Genomic DNA, 25,200 nt, shown 5'->3' on the forward strand with positions numbered 1-25,200 from the left:
AAAATGCGCTTTTAATTTCTCTATGACCACAACCACCGCCCCCGACGTGCTGGGCCAGGCCCTGCTGGACTACCACCACGGCACCGCCGCCGCCACCGTTACCGTGCATTGCAGCGCCGCCGATGATGAGCCGCTGCCGGCCGCCTACTTCTTCCGCACCCTGCTCCAGATGCCGGAGCTGGAGCGCATGGCCCTCGACGAAAGCCGGGGCCGCGTGCTCGACCTCGGGGCCGGGGCCGGCTGCCACAGCCTGGAGCTGCAAAGCCGGGGCTTCCAGCACGTGAGGGCCGTGGACGTATCGGCCGGCTCGGTGCAGGTGATGACTGAGCGCGGCGTGCGTACCGTGGCCCGCCACGACTTATTTGCCCCGCTACCGCCCACCGAGCTGCCCTACGACACCATTCTGCTGCTCATGAACGGCCTCGGCCTGACTGGCACCCTCGACGGCCTCGATAAATTCCTGGCCCACGCCCGCACGCTGCTGGCCCCCGATGGCCAGATTCTGGCCACGTCCTCCGATGTGCGCTACCTCTACGAGGACGAGGACGGGGCACTGCTCATCAACCTCAACGGCCCGTACTACGGCGAAGTCGAATACACGCTCAGCTACAAGAACCGCACCGGCGAGCCCTTCCCCTGGCTGTTCGTGGATGCCGCCCTGCTCAACGACGCCGCCCAAACGGCCGGCTACACCGCCGAATTCCTCAGCGAGGATGAGAACGACCAGTACCTGGTGCGCCTCATGCCTGTTGGTAATTAATAACTATGAATTAAGAATTCATCAGCAACCTTTTCAAGCCTATTTCACTAACCTAATTCTTACTTCTTAATTGATTTTGACCAACGCCATCACCTACCGCACCCGCTGGGCCGATATGGACCCGAACGGCCACATGCGCCATTCCGCCTACGCCGACTATGCCGCCGACCAGCGCCTCGTTTTATTGGCCGAGTGGGGCTACGATATCAAGGAATTTGCGCGCCTGCGCCTGGGTCCCATCCTGTTCCGCGAAGAAACAACTTTCCTCAAGGAAATACACATTGGCGAAGAAATTCGGGTGGATAGCCGCTTGCGCAATGTGAACGACGACGGTACCCGCTGGAGCATCACCCACACCATTTACAAGGCCGATGGCCGCGTGGCTGCCACCGTAGCCGTCGACGGGGCCTGGCTCGACCTCGACCGCCGCAAGCTTACCACCCCGCCCGCCGAACTCGCCACGGCTTTCCGCGAGCTGCCTGCCTATGAGGTGCCGGTGAAGTAGAAAGGTGTAAAGAAGCAGCCCCCGAATTTCTCGATTCGGGGGCTGCTTCTTTTGGGTGGCTGGTGCTAGGCCTGGGCGTCGGCCCGCACCCCGGCAGTGGGTCGCAGGGCCTTGGTGATGCGGTCCAGCTGCTGCTGATGGTGCAACAGGTGGTCGACCAAGTGCTCTATTACCTGATAGATGGTGATGCGGCCCGAGCGCGGATGTGGGAACACGGCCCGGTTCTGCTGCCGGCTCGGAAACTCGTTGAGCAGCCGCTCCATCTGGCGGCGGGAGGCTTCCCAAGACTTGCGCATCTCGGGCAGCGTGGGCAGCTCGCCGGCATCGGTGAGGGTAGCCACGCCGCGCGGCGCTTTGAACTTGAGGCCCGGCAGACGTAGCATCAGGCGCACAAACTGCACTCGCAGCTTTGTAAAAAAGCCAACCTTCGGCAAAAGCTCCTCCGCCTGGAGCTTTTTCTGGACGTATTTGAGGATGTTCTCCTCAACAAAAAGCAGGTGATGCACGACCTGCACCGCCGACCATTTGCCCGGCGCGGGAGCCTTGTTCTGGTCCGGCCCCAGCGCCTCGGCCGACGCCAAAAGTCGCTCAGTAGACCGTTCGAGCTGTTCAAATTTGAGGTGAAGGCGGTGATTCATGCGGGTGGGGAGGATGAAAAATAGCCTTACGGCAGAGCGGGCGCAAAAGGTACGGCAACATTTTGATTGGCTTCGCGGCCCGATTCGGGCCGGGTGACCGAGCATAGCCGTCGGCGCGCCGCATAAGCTGCGGCCGGTGCCTAGTTTTGCGGCACTCATGCCCACTCGTTCCACATTCTTTTCGGCTCCTTGGCCTGCCCACTGGCGGGTGCTCGCCGTGCTGGCCCTCTACGCCGCCTACCTGCCCCTGAGCGGCTACACCGTGAGCCAGTTCCGCTTCGACGCGGCCGAATACTGGGAATTCTCCTTGAAATTCACGCAAAACGGAGGGTTTTCCCTGCTGGCTTTCGATGCGCCGATGCGGGGCTACCTGGGGCCGTTGCTGGTGCTGCCGGCGCGGCTGCTATGCCATTTCACGGGCTGGTCGATGCTCACCGGGGCGCAGGTGCTGGGGGCGGGCTGGGCGGCCGTGCTATTCGGTGTGGCCCTGCCGCAGCTATGGGCCCAAGCTACGGGCCGGGCCCTGAGCGGCGGCCGCTGGCTGGTGCTGCTCAGCCTGTCTTTTATCTTCTGGCGCGACTATTTCAGCTTCACCCTCAGCGATGTGCCGGCGCTGGCGCTGCTGCTGCTGAGCCTGGCGGCGCTGGCGCGGCGCGGCTGGGGCTGGGCCGCAGTAGCCGGGCTGCTGCTGGCGGCGGCCATCAATATCCGGCCCATTTACCTGGCCAGCGTGCCGGGGGTGCTGTGGCTGTTGTGGAAGAATACGCAGCCGGCTTCCGGTTCGTCTATTTGGCGAAGTGGCGCGGCGCTGGCGGTCGGTTTGGCACTGGTGTGGCTGCCGCAGTTTTTAATTAATCTGCGGCATTTCCAGCAGCCCACGCCGCTGGTGCTGGCCGGGCAACCCGGTACCGCGCCGCTCTACCTGAAGCAGCTCACCTGGGGCACGGCGTTCCAGCGCTACGAATCGAGCTTGATTCCGGAAATCCCCCGCTCGCTGGTTTATGCAGATTCCGTTGGGCAGCGTGCCCTGGCCGGCGTGCCCGGCCGTCGGTTCGGTAGCTATGGCCAGTATGCGCAGTTTGCGCTGCATCAGCCCATTAGCACCAGTGGGCTCTACCTGCGCCACCTGTTCAACGGCCTGGATATTCGTTTCCCCACGCCCTATCCCCGGCAGCTGCAGCCCCCGGGCCAAGCTGCGCTGCGGCTGCTGAACTATGCGCTGCTCGGTTTGGGCATTTGGCTGGCCATATCCGCCGGGCTGAGAAACCGGCGTTTGGCCTGGTCACCCATGGCAGTAGGCGCATTGATAGCATTGCTGCTGCCGTGCCTGCTGGTGTTGCCCACGCTCATGGAAAGCCGGTTTTTGCTGCCTCTGCATCTGCTGGTGCTTACGGTGGTAGCGGGAACTTGGCAGCCGGGGGCGTGGTGGCGCGAGCTGGGCCCGCCTGTGCGCCGGGTAGCCTTGGTGACGGTGGCGGCCGGCTGGCTGTGGGGGTGCTGGCATGTATCAGAAGCCACAGCGGGGCAACTGCGCCCGCCGAGCGAGGCTCCGCAGGATTAGCGAAGTAGCTAATAAAAAAAGGCCCCGTCAGCTTTCGCTGACGGGGCCTTTCAATTTCCATATTTCAACCCTACACTTTGGCGTAGGTCACTTCCTTCACTGCTTTCACCACGCGGGCCACGTTGGGCAGCGAGGCTTCGATGAGCGTAGGAGCGTAGGGCAGGGGCACGTCGGCGCAGGTGATGCGGATGACGGGGGCATCGAGGTAATCGAAGGCGCGGCGCTGCACGATGTAGGCCAACTCGCCCGAGATGCTGGCCAGCGGCCAGGCCTCTTCGATAACCACCATGCGGTTGGTTTTCTTCACCGACGCAACCAGGGTGTCGTAGTCAATCGGGCGCACCGAACGCAGGTCAATTACTTCGGCTTCAATGCCTTCCTTGGCCAACTCATCGGCGGCCGTGTAGGCGATTTTCATCATCTTGCCGAAGCTCACCAGCGTGACGTGCTTGCCGGGGCGCACGATGTTGGCTTTGCCGATTTCGAGCAGGTACTCTTCCTCGGGTACTTCGCCCTTGTCGCCGTACATCAACTCCGACTCCATGAAAATCACCGGGTCGGGGTCGCGGATGGCCGATTTCAGCAGGCCTTTGGCGTCGTAGGGGTTCGAAGGAATGACTACTTTCAGGCCGGGCGTATTGGCAAACCAGTTCTCGAAGTTCTGCGAGTGCTGGCTGCTAAGCATGCCGGCGTTGCCCGTCGGGCCCCGGAACACGATGGGGCAGGAGTATTGCCCACCCGACATCGAATAGAGCTTGGCAGCCGAGTTAATTACCTGGTCGATAGCCACCAACGAGAAGTTGAAGGTCATGAACTCGATGATGGGAATCAGCCCGTTGGCCGCCGCGCCCACGCCGATGCCGGCGAAACCCAGCTCAGCAATCGGGGTATCAATCACGCGCTCGGGGCCGAACTCGTCGAGCATGCCCTGGCTTACTTTGTAGGCGCCGTTGTACTCGGCCACTTCTTCGCCCATGAGGAACACCCGCGGGTCGCGGCGCATTTCCTCGGACAGGGCCTCGCGCAAGGCCTCACGGAATTGAATTTGACGCATGGTTTTCTTTAGGGTAAAGCCGGTTTTCAGCCGTTGGGCAAAGCTACGACAAGCACGGGCGTTGGGCAAATTATAGGGTATGAGGGTTTGGGGGTATGAGGGTAGGAGTTATTACATCCTATACATACACACCCTCTAAACCTCCTACCCCCATACCCTCTTACCCTCATACCCTATTTCAGCGCCTCCCGAAACACCTTGCCTTGGGCATAATCCTGAAACTCCAGGTCTTCCACGGCGCGCTGGGCGTAGGTGCGGTCCAGTGCCACGGCCTGCTTGAGGAGGGTGCCCACGGCGGCTTCGTTTTTCTGGCGGGCAGCCACCACAGCCAAGCCGTAAATGGGCGCGGCGGCCGTGGGGCGCAGGGCTTGGGCTGCCTGGTACTGCTCCTGGGCCAGCTCGTAGTGCTCGCGGCCCACTTCGATTAGTGCGCGGTTGAGGGCGTTCTGATAGCTCGGGCCGGCGTATTGCAGGCTGCGCAGGGCCTCATCGGGCTGGCCAACTTCGATTTCCAGGGCGGCGCGGTCGGAGAAAATTTTGCGCAGCAGTGGGCGCGGGCCGCCCAGCTTGATGGCGTAATCGTAGTTCTGGAGGGCTTCGAGGCGGTCGCCGGCGCGGTGGTAGGCGGTGGCGGCGTGGTAGAAGAACTCGGCCGTGGGGTTGCGGTGGGCGGCCAGCGTGAAGTTGACGGCCGCGCGGCGGTAATAGGCCTTCTGGATTTTATCGGTGGGCTCTTTTTCGGCGCGCATCAGCAGCACCACGCCCAGGTTGTGGAAGGCCTCCCAGCTGTTTGTATTGGCGGCTGATACTTCGTAGATGCGCTGCTTCTCAGCTAGTAGCGGCGTGAGCGTGGCCGAATAACGCAGTTCCTCGGGCGTTAGCGCATCAGTTTCAACTTGCTTCTCTACAATCTTTTTCGAGAGCAGGTACACTTCCGAATCGTAGCGCTTGGGGGCGGTGTAGGTCACGGCCACCGTGCCGAAACGCAGCACCGGGTAGATGTACTGCTCGATGTAATCGAAGTAAGTGAGCTGGTGCAGGGCCTTTTCCTTCTGCTCGAACGTGCCTTTGGTGTCGTTGATGATGGTGACGACGGAGTCAATCTGGTCGGCTTTCAGGGCCGAGGTCGTGACTTTTTGCAGGAGGGTGTCCCACTTGCGCACGTAGGCCAGCGTGTCGTATCGAATCTCCTCGTTCTTATTGAGATACGAGAAATTCTTCACCCGCTGCTTGTAGTAGTAGAGCAGCATCCGGACGCGCTTGCTGGCCAGCAGGCGGTTGTGGGCATCAGTAGAATCGGGCGAGTGGCCGGCGATAATGAGCACCTGCCGGGTGTGCTGGTTGGCATCAATGAGGTCTTCGAGGGCGGCCACGTTGGTGCCCAGGTAGCCCCGGATAAACCACTTGTCCTCATCGAAAAAGAAGGGCAGCACGCGGGTGCCGCTCATGGTATTGTTGGCGCGCTCGGGCAGCAGGGCCAGGGTGGTGTCTTCGCGCACCACAAGGCGGGCGGGGTCGGCGATGCCGCGGGCCACCCGCACATCGGCGGGGGCACGGAGGATTTTGCCGTTTTTCTTCAACTCACGCACCTGGGCGTGGGCCAGCAGCTCGCCGGGGTTGCGGCCGGGCGTGTTGGGTAAGGTAAACTTTTGGGTGGCCAGGAGCTGGCCCTTGTGGTCGTCGTCGTACACATAGTTGCCCGAGGTGAAGGTGATGCGGCCGAGGGTGTCTTCGCGCAGGCCGTGCTCGTAGCGGTAGCGCAGCAGCAGCTCGTAGGCCACGCCTTTGTGCAGGTGGTTGGCGGGCACGCGGGCTTCTACAGAGAAGGGCACGGCCTCGCCCGAGGCCGTGAGCACGGCGGGGCGGGCCACCACGGTGCGCCCGGCTTCGGCCTGCTTCAGCACCCGGGGCAGGGTGCAGGCCGAGAAAAATACGGTGGCTGCCAGCAGCCCGTGGGCCACTGGCCGCAAATAATTACGCATTAAAACACCTGAGGTGGGAAAACAAAAACCGCCCTTACAAACGTAGAAGTCCTGAAATTAGTCGGCTTTGGAGGCGCAAAATTACACCCGTCCTGTTGCCCTTGCCCTCCCAATGCCTTATCTTAGCCCAGAGAAACTGTTTTTCGCTAGCCGCTACCGCCCATGAAACGCTTCACCGACTACCTCGAAACGCAGTCTTTCGGCCTTTGCTCGGCCCTGGCCGGGAAATGGGGCTTCAGCACCCGCAGCGTCCGGCTCTCGTTTGTGTATGCCTCGTTTTTCACGTTTGGCTCGCCCATCGTGCTTTATTTCGCCGGGGCGTTCTGGATGAATGTGCGGCGCGCCATGCGCCAGCAGCGCAGCACGGTTTGGGATTTGTAATTACTGGATTGAAATAAAATGATGCTGCCCCAGCTTAACTCGTTTAGGCTGGGGCAGCATCATTTTATTTCAGCCCTAACTCGCTGAACCGCCGTTTGCCCTTGGCAAAATATGCCCACACCAGACTGCCATTGTACACGCCGGCCCTGTCGCGCACCCGCAGGTGCGGCCGGGCCGCCAGTCGCTTCTTTCGCCAGTATCTAAAGCTGCCATAGAAGCTGAAGTGCGCCCGTAGTACGGCCCAGAAATCCCCCACTTGCCCGCTCGCAATAAACCGTAGGCCGGCTACGCCATCCAGCACGAGGCGCTGGAACATGGGGCCATACAGCTCGCCCGGCGCGGCATTTTTGTAGAGCAGCGCCAGGCCGTTGCGGAAGTTTAAATACGTTTTGCGGGGATTGGTTTTGTGCAGCGTGCCGCCCCCAACGTGCTGCACGGCGCTGCCGCCGTGGTACCAGACTTCGTGGCCGGCATTCTGGAGCCGCCAGCAGAAGTCGATTTCCTCCATGTGCGCGAAAAAGGCTGGTTCCAGGCCGCCCAGGGCTTGCCAAGCCGACCGGCGTACCATGAGGCAGGCCCCGGTGGCCCAGGCCACGGGGCGCGGGTCGTCGTACTGGCCCAGGTCCTTTTCGAGGGTATCGAAGAGGCGGCCCCGGCAGAAGGGGTAGGCCAGGCGGTCGAGGTAGCCGCCACCGGCGCCCGCGTACTCAAACAGCGTAGGGTCGGCGTGGGCCAGAATTTTGGGCTGCACGGCGGCGATGCGCGGGTTGGCTTCGAGCAAGCTGCGCAGGGGGCGCAGCCAGCCCAGGGTGACTTCCACATCGGAGTTCAACAGCACCAGAAAGTCGCTGTCGACCTGCGCCAACGCCTGGTTGTAGCCTTCGCAAAAACCCCAGTTGCGGTCGAGCAGCAGCAGCTCCACGGTTGGGAAATCGCGGGCCAGCAGCTCAATAGAGTCATCGGTAGAGGCGTTATCGGCCACTATCACGCGGGCCCCGTCGGCATGGGCGAGCACGCCGGGAAGGAAACGGGCGAGAAAGCCCGCCCCGTTCCAGTTCAGGATGACGATGGCCACGTCGGCGCAGGCGCCGGCCGGGGCCGCAGTATTAGGCCCCAAAACCGCTCAAATCGAGGCCGGGCACGTTGGGCATCAGGCCACTGGTTTTGCGCTGGAGTTCCTGGCGGGCCAGCTCAGCGGCTTCGTCGAGGGCCTTGTTCACGGCGGCCACCACGAGGTCGGCCAGCATGTCGCGGTCCTGCGGGGTAAGGAGCGATTCGTCGATTTCGAGCTTGAGGATTTTGCGGTGGCCGTTGGCAGTGGCGCGCACGAGGCCGCCGCCGGCTTCGCCCGTGGCCGTGATGTGCTGGATTTCCTGTTGGGCCTGCTGCATCTTGTCCTGCAGCTCTTTCACTTTGCCCATCATGCCGGTGATGTCGAATGCCATATTGCTAGTTGTCAGTTATTGTTTGTCCGTTGCTAGTGAACAGCGGTTGGGCCGAAAAGGATGCCTTATCCCATTATTATCGGCTAAAATTACCCGCAAAAGTGGTGGCCGGATGGCGGATTATTTTAGGATGGTGACTGCCCCCGTGGCCGAAAAAGGCTTGCCGTCTTCGTTGTTCTGCTGGAAACGCCACACGTAGGCCCCCAGCACCGGGGCGTGGCCCTTGATGGTGCCATCCCAGGTTTCGCTGCGCCGGGTGCCCCGGAATACTTCCTGGCCGTTGCGGTCTACTACTATGAAGGTATAGTCATTCAGGTACTTGCCCTTCACTTCAAGCACATCGTTCAGGCCGTCGCCGTTGGGCGTGAAGGCGGTGGGAATGGTGAGCGTGAGCTGCCGCGTGATGCTGGCCAGGTTGGAATAGCTGAAGGTGCCGACCGGCAGCCCCGCGCCGCCAATTTGCAGGCGGTAGCGTACCACCTGCCGGTCGGTGGGCGGGGTGAGGTCGGTGTAGCTGGTGCCCGTCACGGCCAGGGTGCTCAGCACGGAGCCATCGGCAGCGAGGCGCTGGAGGGTGTAGGTGGCCGGCAGGATAGGGTCGGGGCCGGTGAAGGCCGTCCAGGTGAGGGCGGCGGTGCTGCCGTCGGGGTCGGCGGCGCTGGCCGAGAGGATGGCCGGGCAGGTGGCCGGGCTGGCGGGCGAGGTATTGCCGCATACATCCACCAAGGCAACGGTGTAGCAGGGCGGGTTGGCTTTGAGCTGGGCCAACTCGGTGGAATCGCGGGGTGCCCGCAGCGAGGGGACAGTACCGAAATCGGTGGGCGCGCCGCTGCCGGCCGTGCGGCTGTAGCGGAGCGACCCCCCGGCGGGCAGGGCCGGCGTGGTCAGCACGGGCGTCAGTACCACCACATTATTGAGGTTGAAGCTGGCCACCAGCCGGGGCTGCGCCGGCGGCAGGGCCGAAACGGTGGTGATGGCAACCGAATTGGAAACTGCTATTCCGCCGCCCGGCTGGGTGGCCGTTACTACGTAGGTGTACCTGCTGCCGCAGAGCACATCGGTATCCTCCAGCCCCCCGCTGATGGGCACCACGGTAGTAATGGCGGTGCCGTTGCGGGTGACGGTGTAGCTGGTGCCCGGGCTGCCGGCGTCGGTTAGCAGCAGCTGGTTGCGGTTGCGGGCCGATGCGCCGGTCAGGCTCAGGGTGCCGATGGCGGGCGAGGTGGCGGGGCTGGTGCCGCAGTAGTCGTTGCGAGCAATGCGGTAGCGGCCTGCCGCCGCGCCGGGCACGCTCAGGCTGGTGCTGCCCGGCGGCACGGGCACGCTCGGCACATTCTGGAAGCCGCTGCCGGTATCGACCTGCAAGGCGTAGAGGTAGCCGACGGGCAAATTGCCCACGGCCAGCGTGGCCGCGCCGCCGGGCAGCGGGCTGCTGAGGGTGAGACTGGTGAGGGCCGGAACCACGGCCGTTGCCAGCGTAAGGGGCTGCACTGAGGGCCGGCTTTCGCACAATCCGTTGGTCGTGTATTTGCCGGTGAGGGTGATGGAAGTGGCCCCGGCCGGCACGGAAATTACGCCCGGTCCACGGATAATCGGGCTTGGCCCAATAGGGCCGGTGGGCGTCTGAAAAGTGTAGCTGTAAGTATCGTAAGCCGCGTCGGTGATGGTGACCAGCGCCTGGCCGGTGGGGCAGGGCGCAACCGTGAAGGCGGGAGGGGGGGTATCGTAGACGCGGTAAACGCGGAAGTAATAAATCGGATTGCCAATTACGTTATTCAGCTCCGATACCGTAACCATGCCCACATCGGCCAGCGTGGGGGTGTAGCTGTAGGGCAGGTAGTTGGGCGGGAAGCAGCGGGGGGTAGAGGTGGTAAACGTGGTGCCCACGCCCGGCAGCACCCCATAGCTCAGCACCCTGGAGTCGGCGGTGGGGTCGGTGTGCACAAACCGCACCGGCTGGCCCACGCAGAAGGCCGTGACCGGGGAGCCATTGATGTCGATAGCGGAAAAAGCGGTGGGGTCGTTGGGTACTGTGGCACACGAGGGCTGGCCCCGGACCGCCTGGGCGGTCAGCAACAAGAAAAGCAGCAGAAAACAGCGGTTCACCAGCTTCATAGGGCAGCACTCGTAAGGTAGGGCGGCAGCACCCTTCTCCCATAAAGAAACGCCGATAGTGGCATTTCCAGTACCCTTACTGCCAGTCAAACTTACGGACGAAGGCGGCGGCTTTATGTAAATCCGGGTACAGGACCCGGTCGCGCACCACAAATTTCACTTCCTGCCCGAAGGCGTCCACCACGCGCTCCAGGGCCTCGGAGCTGCGGCCGGGGCGGCGGAAGGCCAGCGCCTGCACGGCCGTCATCAATTCAATGCCGAGTACCTGCTCCACGTTTTCGATGACGCGGCGGGCCTTGGTGGCGGCGTTGGCCCCCATGCTCACATGGTCTTCCTGGCCGTTGCTGCTCACAATGCTGTCCACCGAAGCGGGGGTGCAGAGTTGCTTATTCTGGCTCACAATACCAGCAGCGGTGTACTGCGGAATCATCAGGCCGGAGTTCAGGCCGGGCTCGGCCACGAGGTATTGCGGCAGGCCGCGCTGGCCCGAAATCAGCTGGTAAGTCCTTCGTTCCGAGATGCTGCCCAGTTCGGCCACGGCCAGGGCCAGGTGGTCGAGGGCCAGGGCCAGCGGCTGGCCGTGAAAGTTGCCGCCGCTGATAATCAGGTCTTCGTCGGGGAAGATGTTGGGGTTGTCGGTCACGGAGTTGCACTCGGTTTCGACCACCTGCGCCACGTAGGCCAGCGCGTCGCGGCTCGCGCCGTGCACCTGCGGCTGGCAGCGGAAGGAGTAGGGGTCCTGCACGGCCCGGCGGGGCTGGGTTTGCAGCTCGGAGCCAGTTAGCAGCTCGCGCAGCCGCCTGGCCACCAGCACCTGCCCCGCGTGGGGCCGGATGCGGTGTAGGTGCTCATTGAACGGGGCGGAACAGCCGCCAAACGCTTCGGTCGAAAGCGCCCCGATAACATCGGCGGCCGCCGCCAGACGCTGGGCGCGCAGCACGCCATCCACGGCGTAGGCCAGCATAAACTGGGTTCCATTGAGCAGGGCCAGGCCTTCCTTGGCTTGCAATTTCAGTGGCTCCCAGCTGAAAAGGCTCATGGCGTCTTCGGCGCTGAGGCGGTAGCCCTGGTAGTTGACTTCGCCCAGGCCCAGCAGGGGCAGGCAAAGGTGGGCCAGCGGGGCCAAATCGCCGGAGGCACCCAGGCTGCCCTGCTCGTACACCACGGGCAGCATCTCGCGGTTGTACATGGCCACGAGGCGCTCGGCGGTGGCCATTTGCACGCCGCTGTGGCCGTAGCTCAGGCTCTGGGCCTTGAGAAAAAGCATGAGGCGCACGAGGTTCTGCGGCACTTCGGCCCCGGTGCCGCAGGCGTGCGACATCATCAGGTTAACCTGCAATTGGGCGCGCTCCTGCGGGGCGATGCTCACGTTATAGAGGGAGCCGAAGCCGGTGTTGATACCGTAAATCGGCTGGTCGTCGTGGGCCAGGCGTTGGTGCAGGTAGTCGTGGCAGGCGGCGATTTGCTGGCGAGCATCGTCGCCGAGGGCTACGGGGCGACCGTCGGCGATGAGCTTGGCCAGCGCGGCCAGGGTGAGGGGCTGCGCGGGCGAAATGGTGTGGGTGGGCATTTAGGGTGGGTGGTGAAGTTGGGGGCCGCAAAGAACGAAAAAAACTCCCCTCCTTTTTTAAGGAGGGGAGTTTTCGCGCAGCGATAACAGGGGTGGTGCCCCTCGTTGAACGATGGCGAAACGATGCGGGCGTTCGTCGCTGGGCCATCGTTCAACGACTTCACCACCCCAATTTTCGCTGACGCGAAAATGTCCCCTCCTTAAAAAAGGGAGTTTATCGTTCAGTGCAAGCTCCGGCTATTCCACCGTCAGGGCCGCTACCACTTCGCCCAAGGGCAGCAGCTTTTCTTCGCCGCTCTGCATGATTTTTACCTTCACCACGCCGGCCGCTATTTCCTCGGGGCCCATGATGATGACCAGCGGAATGCCCTTGGCATCGGCGTATTTGAACTGCACGCCCAGCTTCTTGGCATCGGGGTATAGTTCGCTGGGAATGCCAGTAGCGCGCAATTGCGCCAGCAGGGGCAGCGCGGCCCGGCCACTGGCCACGTCGAAATGCGTGATGAGGCAGCGGGTGGGTGTTTCGGCTGTGGCCGTGAACAGGTCCAGCGCTTCCAGGCAGTCGTAGAGCCGGTCCACACCAAACGAGAAGCCCACGCCCGACACGCCCGGCAGGCCAAAGCTGCCGGTGAGGTTGTCGTAGCGGCCGCCGCCGCTCACGCTGCCCATCTGCACGTTGTTGATTTTGACTTCGAAAATGCAGCCCGTGTAGTAGGAGAGGCCCCGCGCCAGAGTGGGGTCAAATTCGAGCCGGTCGAACTGCTTGAAGCCGGATGCCACCAGCAGGTCGCGTACTTCGGCCAGCTCCGTGAGGCCCCGGTAGTTGGCGGCAATGTCTTCGTCGGCGGCGTTGGGGCGGGCGCCATCGGGCTCCACGCCGGCCGTCACGAAGCCGGCCAGCAGGCGCTGCAGTTTTTCCTCGTAGGTGCCTTCCACCGTGAGCAGGGCAAACAGCGTTTCGATGGTAGGCTCCGAAAAGCCGCGCTCCAGCAATTCTTTAGTCACGCCGTCGCGCCCGATTTTATCGAGCTTATCAATCGCCACGAACAAATCCGTTTCGCGGCCCTCGCCGCCCAGCGCCTGGTAAATATTGCGCAGCACGCCCCGGTGGTTGATTTTGATGGTGAAGTCGTGCAGGCCGAGGCCGCCCAGCACCTGGGCAATCATGAGCACAATTTCGGCTTCGCAGAGCAGCGAATCGGTGCCCACCACGTCGGCGTCGCACTGATAAAACTCGCGGTAGCGGCCCCGCTGGGGGCGGTCGGCGCGCCACACGGGCTGCATCTGGTAGCGCTTGAAGGGGAAGGTGAGGGTGCCCCGGTTCATGGCCACGTAGCGGGCGAAGGGCACGGTGAGGTCGTAGCGCAGGCCCTTTTCGGCCACTTTTGGCAGCAGCGCTTTCGAGCCGGTGGCGAGGTCCTCGGCCGTTACGTCCTTGGCGAAATCGCCGGAGTTCAGGACTTTAAACAGGAGCTGGTCGCCCTCGTCGCCATACTTACCTGTGAGCACGGAGAGGTTCTCCAGCGTTGGCGTTTCCAGCGGCGCGAAGCCAAACGACTCGAACGTGCGGCGGATTACGTTGAAAATGTGGCGGCGGCGCGCCACCTGCGCGGGGCCAAAGTCGCGGGTGCCCTTGGGAATACTCGGTTTTTGCATAACGGGGCAAAGGTAGGGGCTGCGCGAACGTGCGTGGTAATCCCGAACGGTGTAGGGGCGGGGCTTGTCCCCGCCCGTCGTTGAACTACCACCGGCTAGGATTATCGAGGATGTATTTGCGGTAACCTTCCAGTTCTGCCGCATTGCGGATTATGCGGTCGTAGTAGTTTCTTTGCCAGCACGAGGGTGGGGCGGGCTGGTCAATAGCCAGAAGTTGGTGCCGCCACTTGGTATAGCAGCCCGATTTGAAGTCGCTGATTACTTCGCCTAGCACCACCGCGTGGTTGCGGGTCAGCACCAGAATCAAATGCAGGTGATTGGGCATAACAACGCTGGTGTCGACGCGAACGGTAGGAAAGCGAACGGTTATGTTCGTGAGTTCGTCGGCAACAATACGGCCCAATATGGTCGGTTGGAGTGTCTCGCCGGAAACCAGGCTGCCAAACAAGTGGGTTTTGTTTCGGGCGCAAATGGTCAGGGCATAATAGCCGGCCATACTGTAATCATAACCCTCATAACGAATGCTGCGGCGCTCAGAGTCAGGTTTCATTTGGTACGGGCAACTCAAAGTAGGGGCGGGGCCTGTCCCCGCCCGTCATTGAACGGTGAAGTAAGCACGCCAGAGCCGTTTTTATGTAGTTGCAGAAATATTTTGTCGTGGCAACGATTCCGTTCAACGACGGGCAGGGGCAGGCCCCGCCCCTACAGTTCAGAAAACCACAAAACCCCGCCGCCGGACCAAACCGACGACGGGGCATTTCGCAGAAAGAAGAAGGTGAGAAAAGCGGGGTGGCAAACAAAGAAATTAAACTCAGCCGCCGAAGCCGCCACCGCCCTGGGGCGCGGCCTCGATGCGGCCCGGCTTGGCCTTACTGGCACCGATATACCAGGTGAAGCCCAGCCAGCCCACACGACTTTCGTCCTTGCTGTAGCGGTAGCTGCTCAGCGCATCGGTGGCAATTTCGTTGCGGTACTGCTGGGTGTTCAGCAGGTCGGCGATGCGCAGGGTGAGGGCGGCACGGTCGGAAAACAGGCGCTGGCGCAGGGCTATGTCAACCTGCCCCGAGGCTAGCTGCCGGCCCTGGGCCGTGAGCTGGGCCGAGCGCACATTGCCGCTCAGCTGCAAATCGAGGGTGGGGCGAATGGTGAAGTTGTTGGTGAGGCGGGCCGTGGCGATGAACGCCGTGCGGTTGTTGGCAACCCCATTACCGGCTATCTGGGCGCGGTAGAGGCTGGTGCTGGCATTCAGGCGCCACCATTTGGCCAGGGGCTGGTTGAGGCTGAACTCGGCCCCGAGGTTGGTGGTGGTGCCCAGGTTGTCGTAGGTCTCGGCGGTGATGAGGCCCGCGCCGGCTCCGGCCAAACGAGTTGCCAGCGTATCAACAAAGCGCAGGCGCTGAATGGAATTGGTGGTGATGCGGGCAAACGCGGTGCTCGTGATGGTGGCCTGCCCGATGGTGAGCTGGTGGCCCATTTCAATGTTGTTGCTGAACTCGGCCTGCAAGCGCGGGTTGCCGAGGCGGTAGCTGCGCGGGTCCTGGTAAATGGCTAGCGGCAGCTGCTGCATAAAGTTGGGGCGGTTGAGGCGGCGGGCGTAGCTCAGCTGCAAGCGGTTCTGGCCAGCTTCCTTGCCAAATTCCCGGCTGATGAGGGCCGATGGGAAGAAGCTCAAGTAGTTCTGGCTGAGGCTGCCGCGCTGGGCAATGCCCTCGCCGCCTACCACGCTGCCGCTCAGATAGGTGTACTCGGAGCGCAGGCCGGCTTGGGCCTTCCACTTGTCGCCGAAGCTGTGCTGTGCGGTCACGTAGGCGGCGGGCACTATCTGGTTGGAGGTGTAGGTGAGCGAGCGGGCGGGGTCGTTCTGGAAGTCGTCGGGGCGGGCTTCGCTGGTGGCATAGCCGAAGGAATTACTGCCTTTATTGCCCTGGCGCTCTACTTTGGCCCCCATTTCTAGGCGGCCTTTGCCGTCGGCCAGCGGGTGCACGTAGTCCACCTGGCCGTACTGTACATTGGCCAGCAGGGCCAGCAGCTGCCGGGTGCCGGGCTGCGGCACGCCCACCGAGCCGGCCTCGGCGTATTGCCGCTGCACCACCGGCACGTTGGCATCAACTATCACGCTGCCGAAGTTGGCCGTGAGTTCGCGGCCCTTGTGGGCGTCCCAGGTGCGGCGGTAGTTGCCGTCGGTTTCCAGTACTTTCACTTTCACATCAAGGTCCTGGCGGCCAATGGTTTTCTGCACCGGGCCGTTGTTGGTTTGCTGGGTCAGGTCCTGGCTTTCGCCTTCCAGGTTGCGCTCCAGGTTGGGGCTCACATTCAGGCTCAGTGATTGATTTTTGGGCAGTTCCAGCTCCACGCCCACGCGCATTTCGTGGTTGCGGTGGGTTTCGCTGCCCACGCCCTGCTGCGTGGTGCGGATGGTTTCGCCGGGGCCGAGCAGGGCGGTTTGCTCGCTGTGGCCGTGGCTGCGGTAGGTCACGTCGCGGCCGTCGTAGCTGGCCGTCCAGGTGGCTTTGCCCACTTTGCGGCTCAGGCTCAGGTTGCCGCTGTACTTGTCGGCGGTGCCCAGGTTAAAGGCGGCCGTGCCGTTGGTGCCGTTGCGGGTTTCTTTCTTGGTAATGAGGTTGATAACCCCACCACCACCGGCCGCGTCGTACTTAGCTGAGGGGTTGGTAATCACCTCAATCTGGGCAATGCGCGAGGCCGGAATCTGGTCGAGGCGGGGGCCGCCGGTGCCGCCGTTGCTCACGCCGGCCGGCTTGCCATCAATGAGAATGGTCACGTTCGAGGTGCCACGCATGCTCACCGTGCCGTTCACGTCCACGCTCACCGAGGGCACGTTCTGGAGCACGTTGGCCGCCGTGCCGCCCACGCTGCCCAGGTCCTTTTCTACGTTGATAACGCGCTTGCCCAGCTCCTCTACCACGGCAGCTTTCTCGCCTGTCACCACTACTTCGCTCAACTTGGTAGCAGTGGCCGCGCTCATTTTCAGGCCGGTAAGTTCCAGCGTCGGCGCGGCGGCCGTGAGCGTGAAGCGGCGGCGCAACACGCCGTAGTTCAAGTCCTGCACCCGCAGCAGGTAGGTGCCCAGCGGCAGCGAAGCGGCTTTAAAAGTGCCCTGCTCCGTGGTCTGGGCCACGGCTACGAAGGTGGAATCAGCCGAGCGCAGCAGCAGCACATCGGAGAAGGGCACGGCCTGGCCGGTGCCGGCTTCTACCAGGCTACCGCTCACGCGGCCGGGGCCGGCGGTTTGGGCCAGCGCGGCCCCCAGGGGCAGCAGTAATAACGTGGCCGTGCCCAGCAGCAGGCGGCTAAAAGCGAACGAAGCGAGTGGAGTGAAAAGGGTTTTCATGGTGCAGCGAAAAGTTGGGGTCGGGCGAGGGGCGGCTCAGGTCCGGCAGCGGCCGCGGTTCCGCTGGGGGTTGAGGGGTCCGGGGCCCGAATCCCCGGTGAGTGAGAATCACCGCCAGGTAGCAGGTCGTCTTTGGTACACGCTGACGGCAGCTACTGGGCGTTGTATGGAACAAATGTAAAGCAGGTACTTTGTAACGCAAGGTACTGGTGAAATAAATTTCTGTTAAGCAAAGCTTTTGAAATTGTTACCAACTGAAATTCAAACTGTAAGCGTCAGAAAAATAATTCTGGTGTACGGGCCACCGCAGCCGTGGCGGAGGAATAGGGTTCGGATTGGTAGATGCCGGTTCGCTTCCAGCGGTTGCCCGGGTTGCTTGAAAGCAACTCAAAATCTGGATACAGGAATCAAATTGAGCCCCAACGGGGCGACATGCCGGTAGCAAATCTGAAAAGTGGAAAACAACAAAGCCCCAGCGGGGCGGTACTCGTTGCAACGAGTACCGCCCCGCTGGGGCTTTAAAAAATATAGGCGTATTTACTACCGATACGCCGCCTCGTTGGGGCTAAACATCTTGCGCTACTTCCGCTTCAGCGGCGGGCGGGGCTTGGCTTTGGGCTGCCGGATGGGGTCGGTCACCAGCTGGCCGTTGCGGTAGGTCACGGTGCGGTCCACGGAGGTGCCGTCTTCCTTGAAATACGTCCACACGCCGCTTTGGCGGCTGTTGCGGTACAGCCCACTCACGGCCAGGGTGCCATCTTCCCGGTATTCTTTAAACGGGCCCTGAATCTGGCTGCGTACGTAGGTGGTTTCCTTGCGCAGCTTGCCCGAAGGGAAGTATTCCTGCCCCACGCCGCCCAGGAAGCCGTTTAGATACGGCTGGCGGGTCTGCACCTGGCCATTCTCGAAGTAGGTAATCCGGTCGCCTACCAGGCGGCCGCTGGGGCCGTAGGTTTCGGCTTTGCGCACGGCCTTGCCATCAGGGTAATAGTCGCGCCAAGTACCGGCGGGGCGGTTGTTCTTGTACTGTTCCTCGGCCTGCACCACCTTACCGGCCGCATCCTGATAGCGCACTACTTTACGGTCCCGGCCAGCGTTGCTGTAGTCGGTTTCCTCGTGCGGGTTGCCGCTCACGAAGTACTCCACGCCTTTGCCCGTGGGGGTGCCGTTGCGATAGGTGAGCTTGCTTTTCACCTGGCCGCTCTCGAAGTAGCTGGTAGCGGGGCCGTCGAGGGCGGTGGTGCCGGTGGGGGGCATCACGCGCTTGGTCAGGTCGTCGCCGAGCTGGTTTTTGACCGGGCGCTGGGCCAGTGGGGCGGGAGCGTAGGTGCTCTCCGTCTGCAGCTTGCCGCTCTGGTAATAGCTGCGGTAGCGGCCCCGGCCGTTTTTGTCGGCCAGCACCTCCACCTCAATCTGATTGTTTGGGTAGCGCGTGATGTAGGGCCCCGATAGCAGCCCGCGCGTAAACACGCCCTCGCTCTGCACCACGCCGTTGGGGTAATAGAATTTCACCGCGCCGTTGGGCTGGCCGCTGTCGTAGTTCACTTCGGCTTGCACCTTGCCGTCGGGGTACACGGCCCGCAGCGCCCCATTGGGCTGGCCCTTCACTAGCGTGGTTTTCAGCCGGATGGAGCCATCGGGGTGAAAGTAGGTCAGCTCGCCGTTGGGCTCGTCGTCCACAAAGAAACCTGTCTGGGCCGGCTTGCCATCGTCATAATACGTGGTAAATGGCCCCTGTCGAACGCCGTCGCGGTACGTTGCCTCCAGCCGCCGCGTGCCGCTGGGATGGAATTCCACGTAGGCCGAGTCGCGTTTGCCCTGCCGGAAACTGGTCTGCTGCTCCAGCTTCCCGGTGCGGTAAAAGCGCTTGTACGAGCCCTGCGGCACGGTATCGGCCGCCACCAGGGCCGTGTACACCTCGCGCTTGTACACTTTCGTCGAGTCAAAGTAGGTAATAAGCCGGCGCAGCCGCTGGCCGTGGGAGGGAAATGCTACGAGCAGCAGAAAAAAAGGCAACAGGTATTTCATAAATCACTGATTTTCGCTGATTAACCGTGATTTCACTGATTAACCGCAGGGTGTTAACGGCGAAGCGCGGGCATTTCGTTTGCTCTTTTATCGCGCGGTGCCGTTTTGTCCTAACAAAGAAAGAGCCACTCCAATCTGGAGTGGCTCTTTCTGGAATCAATTGACCGTTTCCCCGCGCCTGTCACCAATCAAAAAAAACAGCGCAATCACGGTTAATCAGTCTAAACCAGTGATTCGACCACAATGGCGCTGGCACCGCCGCCGCCGTTACAGATGCCCGTCACGCCGATTTTGCCGCCCTCGTTCTTGAGCACGTTCATCAGCGTGGTCACAATGCGCGCGCCCGAGGCCCCCAGCGGGTGGCCCAGGCTTACGGCCCCGCCGTACTTGTTCACCTTGCCACCGTCCAGCTTCAGCAGCTGGTTGTTAGCCAGGCTTACTACGGAGAAAGCCTCGTTGATTTCGTAGAAATCCACATCGGCAGCCGTTTTACCGGCGTTTTTCAGCGCCTTCGGGATGGCCAGCGAGGGCGAAGTCGTGAACCACTCCGGCGCCTGCTCGGCATCGGCGAAGCCCAGAATCCGGCCAATAGGCGTGAGGCCCAGCTCGTCGGCTTTCTCGCGGCTCATCAGCAGCACGGCGGCCGCGCCGTCGTTCAGCGTCGAAGCGTTGGCAGCCGTCACGGTGCCGCCTTCTTTGATAAAGGCGGGCTTCAGGCCGGGGACTTTCGCAAAATCAACTTTCAGGTACTCCTCGTCGTCCTCAATCACCGTGGTTTTACCGCGGCTCTCGATGGTAACGGGCACAATTTCATCCTTCTTTTTGCCAGCCTTGGCGGCGGCGGCGCTGCGGGTGTAGCTCTCAATGGCGAAAGCGTCCTGCTGCTCGCGGGTGATGCCCATTTCCTTGGCCGTGTTTTCGGCCGCGTTGCCCATGGCGTAGTCGTTGTACGGGTCCCACAGGCCGTCGCGCACGAGGCCGTCAATCATCTGGCCGTGGCCATATTTCGCGCCGAAACGGGCCTTGTCGAGGTAGTAGGGCACGTTGCTCATGCTCTCCATGCCACCGGCCAGCACCACGTCCGACTGCCCTAGCATGATGCTCTGGGCGGCCATCATAATGGCCTTCGAGCCCGAAGCGCATACCTTGTTCACGGTCGTGCACTCCACGGTATCGGGCAGGCCGGCTTTCTTGGCGGCCTGGCGGGCCGGAGCCTGGCCCAGGTTGGCCGAAATCACGTTGCCCATAATCACCTGGTTCACTTCCGAGCCGGCCACACCGGCCTTGTCGAGCGCGCCCTTCAGGGCAATAGCCCCCAGCTCCGTGGCCGACAGCGACGACAAAACGCCGCCAAACGAGCCAATCGGCGTGCGAACCGCCGAGATGATGACAACTTCTTTAATCTGCATAATCAGGAAAATGAAAGGGTTGGGGGTGGGATGTTGAATCTGGCCGCAAAAGTACGTATTTCAAACGCCCCGACCAGTGGCTTGCCTAACAGCTGTTAGCCGCCGCGAGTTGCGAGAGCAATTGACTTCCCTGATAATGGATGCTTTAAAAGGCTCACCACGTCGGCTTACTGGGGTCTGGCTTCTGCGCGGCCGGGCGCGTGAGCTGCTGCAAATACTGCTGCTCCTGCGCCCGCAGCGTTTCCAGCAGCTGGCGGGCCTGCGCCGGGCTCAGGCTCATGGCCTGCAACCGTTCGCGCTGGGTTTGCAGGCTGAGGTTGGCAGCCGTGGCAGCGTCAGCACCGGGGCGGTTGCTGCGGCTCCCGGCTGCTGGCCCGGTCGTGGCGCTGGTGCGGTCCAGCCCCCGCTGGGGGCCAGGCCTTGCGCCGCTGGCCACGGGCTGCGCCGGGCCGGCACCGGGGGCGCGGCCGCCGTTGGCCGCGTTGCCGGGGCTTTCGGCGGGGCGTTGGTTGTCCGGCTGGCCGGCTGCGTTGGGCCGGCTGGCCTGAGGCGCAGTCGGGGAGGGCGGGGCCGGCTTATTGTCATCAACTTCGCCTTTACGGTCGGTGCCGGCTTTCTCAGCCGGCTTGTTTTTCTCCGTCGAATCTTTTTCGGGCGAGTCCTTGGGCTTGGCAGGAGCCGGTGCTTTGGGCGGGGCCGAAATCTGCGGACTATTGGGCCGGTGCGTCAGGTAGTCGCTCACCGTTTCGTAATCGAACCGTGCCCCGGCATTGGCAGGGTCCAGCAGCAGCGCCTGCCGCAACAGGCTCAGGGCCTGCGCCAGCTCGCCCCGTTGGGCCGCCAGCACGGCCAGCTGCTGCCGCGCAATGCTGCCCAGGCGGGCCGGCGTGCCCACCAGTAAACGCCCATAGGTAGCCTGCGCGGCCCCCGGCTGGCTGGCCAGCACTTGGGCGTGCGCTAAGTTGAGCACCAGGCGCGGGTCCGGGCTTTTCTGGCGTTGGGCCGCCATGGCCGCCGCAAACTTCTGCGCCGCACGCGCCGCATTGCCATGGGTGTAGGCGGCCGTGGCGTCGGCCACGGCCACGTTCCGGTCGCGCACGCCCGTCAGCAGGTGCCACGCCGGGCCGCCCAGCACGAGTAATAGTAGCACCGCGTATTTCATGGCCGGATAATGGTGACGGTGAGCAGCACGTCCAGCGCCAGCAGCAACAGCGCCGCTGCCAGCGGATACCGGTAGCGGTTATCGGCCACGGCCACCGTGCGCACCTGTTCGGCCGTGCCCTGCATGGCCTGCAACGAACGCAGCAGCGGCCCAAATCCGTTCTGCTGGTTGGTCAGTTCGGCATATTGCCCGCCGGTTTGGGCCGCCAGCTGCAGCAGCGGGCCTTCGCGCAGGCGGGTTTGCACGGCCCGCCCCCGGCCATCTACCACGAAGCTGCCATTGCCTTTCGGGATTTTGCCCCCCGCCGCCGTGCCCACGCCTACCGTGTATACCCGGGCCCCGGTACGTCCCAAGGCCCGCAGCGTCGGCTCCAGGTTCTCGCCAAAGTCTTCGCCGTCGCTCACCACTACCAGGGCCGTGGCGCGGGGTGGGGCAGGGCTGCCGGCGCTGGGGGCCACCGTCAGGCGGCTCAACAGCAGCTCCAGCGGTGCTTGTAGCGTGGTGGGGCCGGCGGGCAGCAGGCTAGTGCGCAGCGTCGCAATAAAGGTTTGCACAGCCGCCTGGTCATACGTGAGGGGGCACTGCACCACCGCCTCCGCCCCAAACACCACCAGCCCCAGCCGGTCAGCCGGGAACTGCGCCACCAAGTCCTGCAGCTCGGCCTGGGCGCGCAGCAGGCGGGTAGGGGCCACATCGGTGGCATCCATCGAGCGCGACACATCCACCAGCAGCCACACGTCTTTGCCGGCGGTGCGCACCGGGCGCTGGCTCACGCCCAGCGACGGCCCCAGGCCGGCCGCCAGCAGCAGCCCACCCGCTGCCAGGCGCAGCACGGCCTTCCAGCCGCGCTGGCGCGGCCGGCTGCCCAGCAGGTGCGCCAGCCGGCCACCCCGCCGCCAGTGCCAGCCCAGCAGGCCCAGCACCAGGGCCAGGACCAGCATTGCCGCTACAAAATCAGGATAAGCCCAGGTTAGCACGTTTGGTCAAAATGAGCATCAATATTACTACGCCCGGCCGGGCCGCTCATTTTTCTGCAATCAGCAGCTAGTCCAAATCAGGAGTCCAACGGCCTGATTTAGTTGGGGAAGGGGCCCGCGCCGCGCCCAGCACTTTTCGCTGCGCACAGATTTTTTTTAATAAAAGCATGGCTCTTTCAGTTCTGCCCGTATATTTGCACCCGCTTCAGACGGAAGCGAAAACAACAGCCGGAGAAGTGGGTGAGTGGCTGAAACCAGTAGTTTGCTAAACTGCCGTAGCTCTAAAGGTTACCGGGGGTTCGAATCCCCCCTTCTCCACTATAATGTTGGGTTGCGAAAGCAGCTCGTTGGGGCTCCACCCAATAAGTCGTTTTTTTAACTCAACATTATTTTTTTTTCGGGGTGTAGCGTAGCCCGGTATCGCGCCTGGTTTGGGACCAGGAGGTCGTAGGTTCGAATCCTGCCACCCCGACATTTTTTTGCCCCGTTTCGACCCCGTAGCTCAGCTGGATAGAGCAACTACCTTCTAAGTAGTCGGTCTTTGGTTCGAATCCAAACGGGGCCACTGTACAAGGCCTTCCCCATCCCGGGGAGGGCCTTTTGCATTTCCGGTCCATCGCCTCAGTCCGAAAGCTGACCAGGGCAACGACGCCCCGCAAGTGAATCCGGAAGGACCCTGCCAACGCCAGTTTTCCCTAAGCTCATCCGTTATTTATGCGGTGAAATCGGCAACGTTTCTTATCTTGGACCCCGAAAACAAACACTTCATTTGATGTGTGACTGCCTACGCGTAGTTACTTGTTTGCCTCAACCACCCGTTTTTACACTCTTTACCCCCTCAATTTTCACCCCGTTTCCATGAAAAAATCATTACTCTTTTTGGGCCTGCTCGGATTTGCCGGTCATGCCAATGCGCAAGCCCCCTGGACGCTTGTCAATGCTCCCACCAGCAACATCCTGACGCAGTCCAATATCGTTGACCTCAGCACGCTCTCGGCAACCGTGGTGTGGGGCGTAACCTCTGATAGAGTGGCCACCGGTGCTCCGGCTTCCATTCCAAGAAATTTTATCCGCAGCAACAATACCGCGGGTGACCAGTTCGACTGGGGCGATATTTCGGTGACCAGTGGCCCGACTAAAAGTGCCACCGTCGGTAATGTTTCCGGGATTAGTGCCACTACTGCAGTTGCCTGCGCCTATCCGGGCTCCACTTTTGATGGTGCTACCACTTACGGTGGCGAGATTGTGAAGACCACCAATGGTGGACAGACCTGGGTTAAGAAAACCACGGCCTCGCAGTTTACGGGAGCCAACACCTTCTGCAACTGGGTGCACATGTTCAACGCTACCACGGGCGTGTCGCTGGGTGACCCGGCGGCTGCCACCGGCAATACGTTTGAAATTCTGCGCACCACCGACGGCGGTGAAAACTGGGTTCGGGTGACGGCAAACGTACCGGCCCCGCTGGCGAACGAATACGGCAACGCAGGCGCCTTCTTCGCTTCAAATTCAGCTCCTGGCACCCTGTGGACCGGGCTGGCCTCGTCGAACCAAGCCGCGCAGGTACGCATTTTCAAAACCACTGACTTCGGCCAAACCTGGACGGCTTCGGGGCTGATTCCGAATATTGTAGGAGCGGTGTCGCAACTGGCGTTCAAGAGCAACAACCTCGATGGTATTGCTTATGGCTTCACTGTTGTTGGCTCGGGAGCGGCAGCCACTATCACAGCTCTCAACGTGGCCCGTACTTCTGACGGCGGCGCTACCTGGACGGCCATTACGCCGGCCAACAATGCCACTGGCAGCTTCTTCCGCAACGCCATTGATGCCGTGGGTAATACCTACTACAGCACTGGTGCGCGTTTCCCCCTGCCTACCACTAATCAGGTTCCGGAAGACTTTGGTACTTCCATCAGCACCGATGGCGTGAACTGGACGAACCTCAACGTTTCGGGTACTACGCTGGCGGCTCCTGGCTATTTCTTCAGCATGGACCTGATTCCCGGCGCTACTGCTAACAACGTAGTAGGCTACGGCGGCCTCTACACTGACCCCAACGGCGCAGGCGGCGTGTACAAATACTCGCGCACCGTGACGGCTACCCGCAATGCGGCCCTGCAGAGCGCGCTGAACGTGTACCCCAACCCCAGCACTTCCGGCGTGTTTAACGTGGACCTGGGTTCGGAGCTGAAAACGGGCGCACAGCTCACCGTTTCCGATGCCCTGGGCCGCCTGGTGAAGTCGCAGACCCTAAACGCGGCCGCCATCGGCGCGCGCAAAATCAGCCTCGACCTGAGCGGCGAGAAAACCGGCGTGTACACCCTGCAAATCCGCACGGACGCTGGCCTGGCTACCCAGAAGGTTGTGATTGACTAACTGACAGATTGCTTTCGAAAAAGGGCCTTTCTCCGCGGAGAAAGGCCCTTTTTTTGTGCCCGCACAGCGGCTGTGTCGGAGCCGGCCACAAACCCGTTTTTTGCGGTTGGAAAAATGAAAAAATCCGAGGATAAATGGCGCAAAAAATACTCAAAATGGGATTAAATATGTACTTTTGAGTGTTCAGTACCTAGCCGCCCGTGGGGCGGTTTTATGACCTGATTTAATCCCG

19 protein-coding genes and 3 tRNA genes are annotated in these 25,200 nt (G+C 62.2%); 8 read left to right on the forward strand and 14 right to left on the reverse strand.

Annotated features, from left to right (window positions below; all coding sequences use genetic code 11):
- The first annotated feature begins 22 nt into the window (after window positions 1-22).
- Window positions 23-760 (forward strand): class I SAM-dependent methyltransferase, encoded by a 738-nt coding sequence (locus HBN54_RS15935; RefSeq protein WP_168674216.1) that lies wholly within the window; start codon window positions 23-25, stop codon window positions 758-760.
- 76 nt (window positions 761-836) lie between these two features.
- Window positions 837-1,265, forward strand: coding sequence for an acyl-CoA thioesterase (locus tag HBN54_RS15940; RefSeq protein WP_235955558.1), 429 nt, complete (start codon window positions 837-839; stop codon window positions 1,263-1,265).
- Between the two features lie 65 nt (window positions 1,266-1,330).
- Here the strand turns inward: HBN54_RS15940 and HBN54_RS15945 are convergent, their stop codons facing one another.
- Window positions 1,331-1,903 (reverse strand): DinB family protein, encoded by a 573-nt coding sequence (locus HBN54_RS15945; protein ID WP_168674217.1) that lies wholly within the window; start codon window positions 1,901-1,903, stop codon window positions 1,331-1,333.
- A gap of 157 nt (window positions 1,904-2,060) precedes the next feature.
- Between HBN54_RS15945 and HBN54_RS15950 the strand changes: the two genes are divergently transcribed.
- The gene (locus HBN54_RS15950) at window positions 2,061-3,464 is read left to right on the forward strand and encodes a hypothetical protein (RefSeq protein ID WP_168674218.1); all 1,404 of its coding nucleotides are present in this window, start codon (window positions 2,061-2,063) and stop codon (window positions 3,462-3,464) included.
- A 70-nt stretch (window positions 3,465-3,534) separates the two neighbouring features.
- On the opposite strand, the gene HBN54_RS15955 is transcribed toward HBN54_RS15950, so the two are convergent.
- Both HBN54_RS15955 and HBN54_RS15960 read right to left on the reverse strand, forming a co-directional pair.
- Window positions 3,535-4,548, reverse strand: a complete 1,014-nt coding sequence (locus HBN54_RS15955; protein ID WP_262888286.1) for a pyruvate dehydrogenase complex E1 component subunit beta — start codon at window positions 4,546-4,548, stop codon at window positions 3,535-3,537.
- Window positions 4,549-4,691: 143 nt separating this feature from the next.
- Window positions 4,692-6,500, reverse strand: coding sequence for a tetratricopeptide repeat protein (locus tag HBN54_RS15960; protein ID WP_168674220.1), 1,809 nt, complete (start codon window positions 6,498-6,500; stop codon window positions 4,692-4,694).
- A 162-nt stretch (window positions 6,501-6,662) separates the two neighbouring features.
- On the opposite strand from HBN54_RS15960, the gene HBN54_RS15965 reads away from it, so the two are divergent.
- Window positions 6,663-6,881 (forward strand): PspC domain-containing protein, encoded by a 219-nt coding sequence (locus tag HBN54_RS15965; RefSeq protein ID WP_168674221.1) that lies wholly within the window; start codon window positions 6,663-6,665, stop codon window positions 6,879-6,881.
- A gap of 64 nt (window positions 6,882-6,945) precedes the next feature.
- Here HBN54_RS15965 and HBN54_RS15970 read toward each other — a convergent pair whose 3' ends face one another.
- From HBN54_RS15970 to HBN54_RS16020, 11 genes are all read right to left on the reverse strand, one after another.
- Complete coding sequence (locus HBN54_RS15970) at window positions 6,946-7,998, reverse strand: glycosyltransferase family 2 protein (RefSeq protein WP_210428083.1); 1,053 nt, start codon at window positions 7,996-7,998, stop codon at window positions 6,946-6,948.
- Entirely contained in the window at window positions 7,988-8,326 is a 339-nt protein-coding gene (locus tag HBN54_RS15975; protein ID WP_168674222.1) for a YbaB/EbfC family nucleoid-associated protein, read from the reverse strand. The genes HBN54_RS15970 and HBN54_RS15975 overlap by 11 nt, the downstream gene beginning before the upstream one ends.
- 120 nt (window positions 8,327-8,446) lie before the next feature.
- Window positions 8,447-10,441: a T9SS type B sorting domain-containing protein gene (locus HBN54_RS15980; protein ID WP_168674223.1), complete on the reverse strand. Its 1,995-nt coding sequence runs from the start codon at window positions 10,439-10,441 to the stop codon at window positions 8,447-8,449.
- Window positions 10,442-10,517: 76 nt separating this feature from the next.
- Window positions 10,518-12,011: a histidine ammonia-lyase gene (gene hutH, locus HBN54_RS15985; RefSeq protein ID WP_168674224.1), complete on the reverse strand. Its 1,494-nt coding sequence runs from the start codon at window positions 12,009-12,011 to the stop codon at window positions 10,518-10,520.
- A 237-nt stretch (window positions 12,012-12,248) separates the two neighbouring features.
- On the reverse strand, window positions 12,249-13,667 hold the full coding sequence (gene hisS, locus HBN54_RS15990; RefSeq protein WP_168674225.1) for a histidine--tRNA ligase: 1,419 nt from the start codon (window positions 13,665-13,667) through the stop codon (window positions 12,249-12,251).
- A gap of 85 nt (window positions 13,668-13,752) precedes the next feature.
- The gene (locus HBN54_RS15995) at window positions 13,753-14,217 is read right to left on the reverse strand and encodes a transposase (protein ID WP_168674226.1); all 465 of its coding nucleotides are present in this window, start codon (window positions 14,215-14,217) and stop codon (window positions 13,753-13,755) included.
- A 261-nt stretch (window positions 14,218-14,478) separates the two neighbouring features.
- Window positions 14,479-17,016: a TonB-dependent receptor domain-containing protein gene (locus HBN54_RS16000; RefSeq protein WP_168674227.1), complete on the reverse strand. Its 2,538-nt coding sequence runs from the start codon at window positions 17,014-17,016 to the stop codon at window positions 14,479-14,481.
- Window positions 17,017-17,595: 579 nt separating this feature from the next.
- On the reverse strand, window positions 17,596-19,044 hold the full coding sequence (locus tag HBN54_RS16005; RefSeq protein ID WP_168674228.1) for a toxin-antitoxin system YwqK family antitoxin: 1,449 nt from the start codon (window positions 19,042-19,044) through the stop codon (window positions 17,596-17,598).
- 221 nt (window positions 19,045-19,265) lie between these two features.
- The gene (locus tag HBN54_RS16010) at window positions 19,266-20,453 is read right to left on the reverse strand and encodes an acetyl-CoA C-acyltransferase (RefSeq protein WP_210428084.1); all 1,188 of its coding nucleotides are present in this window, start codon (window positions 20,451-20,453) and stop codon (window positions 19,266-19,268) included.
- Between the two features lie 154 nt (window positions 20,454-20,607).
- Entirely contained in the window at window positions 20,608-21,615 is a 1,008-nt protein-coding gene (locus HBN54_RS16015) for a hypothetical protein (RefSeq protein WP_168674229.1), read from the reverse strand.
- Window positions 21,612-22,592 carry a VWA domain-containing protein gene (locus HBN54_RS16020; protein WP_168674230.1) on the reverse strand — a complete coding sequence of 327 codons (981 nt, stop codon included), beginning with the start codon at window positions 22,590-22,592 and terminating at the stop codon, window positions 21,612-21,614. The genes HBN54_RS16015 and HBN54_RS16020 overlap by 4 nt, the downstream gene beginning before the upstream one ends.
- Window positions 22,593-22,822: 230 nt before the next feature.
- Here HBN54_RS16020 and HBN54_RS16025 point away from each other — a divergent pair.
- The 4 genes from HBN54_RS16025 to HBN54_RS16040 all read left to right on the forward strand — a co-directional run bounded on the left by HBN54_RS16025 (window position 22,823) and on the right by HBN54_RS16040 (window position 24,968).
- Window positions 22,823-22,910 (forward strand) — tRNA-Ser (locus tag HBN54_RS16025).
- Window positions 22,911-22,990: 80 nt separating this feature from the next.
- A tRNA-Pro gene (locus tag HBN54_RS16030) sits at window positions 22,991-23,064 on the forward strand.
- A gap of 19 nt (window positions 23,065-23,083) precedes the next feature.
- Window positions 23,084-23,157, forward strand: a tRNA-Arg gene (locus HBN54_RS16035).
- A 293-nt stretch (window positions 23,158-23,450) separates the two neighbouring features.
- Complete coding sequence (locus HBN54_RS16040; RefSeq protein WP_168674231.1) at window positions 23,451-24,968, forward strand: T9SS type A sorting domain-containing protein; 1,518 nt, start codon at window positions 23,451-23,453, stop codon at window positions 24,966-24,968.
- Window positions 24,969-25,200: the final 232 nt, after the last annotated feature.

The sequence above is a fragment of the Hymenobacter artigasi genome (genome assembly GCF_012275535.1).
Lineage (GTDB): Bacteria > Bacteroidota > Bacteroidia > Cytophagales > Hymenobacteraceae > Hymenobacter > Hymenobacter artigasi.

Bases quoted from the DNA above. Each gene is read 5' to 3' on its own strand.
- HBN54_RS15995 (WP_168674226.1), bottom strand. From the start codon at position 14,217: ATGAAACCTGACTCTGAGCGCCGCAGCATTCGTTATGAGGGTTATGAT.
- HBN54_RS15975 (WP_168674222.1), bottom strand. From the start codon at position 8,326: ATGGCATTCGACATCACCGGCATGATGGGCAAAGTGAAAGAGCTGCAG.
- HBN54_RS16010 (WP_210428084.1), bottom strand. From the start codon at position 20,453: ATGCAGATTAAAGAAGTTGTCATCATCTCGGCGGTTCGCACGCCGATT.
- hisS (WP_168674225.1), bottom strand. From the start codon at position 13,667: ATGCAAAAACCGAGTATTCCCAAGGGCACCCGCGACTTTGGCCCCGCG.
- HBN54_RS15960 (WP_168674220.1), bottom strand. From the start codon at position 6,500: ATGCGTAATTATTTGCGGCCAGTGGCCCACGGGCTGCTGGCAGCCACC.
- HBN54_RS16040 (WP_168674231.1), top strand. From the start codon at position 23,451: ATGAAAAAATCATTACTCTTTTTGGGCCTGCTCGGATTTGCCGGTCAT.
- hutH (WP_168674224.1), bottom strand. From the start codon at position 12,011: ATGCCCACCCACACCATTTCGCCCGCGCAGCCCCTCACCCTGGCCGCG.
- HBN54_RS15945 (WP_168674217.1), bottom strand. From the start codon at position 1,903: ATGAATCACCGCCTTCACCTCAAATTTGAACAGCTCGAACGGTCTACT.
- HBN54_RS16005 (WP_168674228.1), bottom strand. From the start codon at position 19,044: ATGAAATACCTGTTGCCTTTTTTTCTGCTGCTCGTAGCATTTCCCTCC.
- HBN54_RS15950 (WP_168674218.1), top strand. From the start codon at position 2,061: ATGCCCACTCGTTCCACATTCTTTTCGGCTCCTTGGCCTGCCCACTGG.
- HBN54_RS16000 (WP_168674227.1), bottom strand. From the start codon at position 17,016: ATGAAAACCCTTTTCACTCCACTCGCTTCGTTCGCTTTTAGCCGCCTG.
- HBN54_RS16015 (WP_168674229.1), bottom strand. From the start codon at position 21,615: ATGAAATACGCGGTGCTACTATTACTCGTGCTGGGCGGCCCGGCGTGG.
- HBN54_RS15980 (WP_168674223.1), bottom strand. From the start codon at position 10,441: ATGAAGCTGGTGAACCGCTGTTTTCTGCTGCTTTTCTTGTTGCTGACC.
- HBN54_RS15965 (WP_168674221.1), top strand. From the start codon at position 6,663: ATGAAACGCTTCACCGACTACCTCGAAACGCAGTCTTTCGGCCTTTGC.
- HBN54_RS15935 (WP_168674216.1), top strand. From the start codon at position 23: ATGACCACAACCACCGCCCCCGACGTGCTGGGCCAGGCCCTGCTGGAC.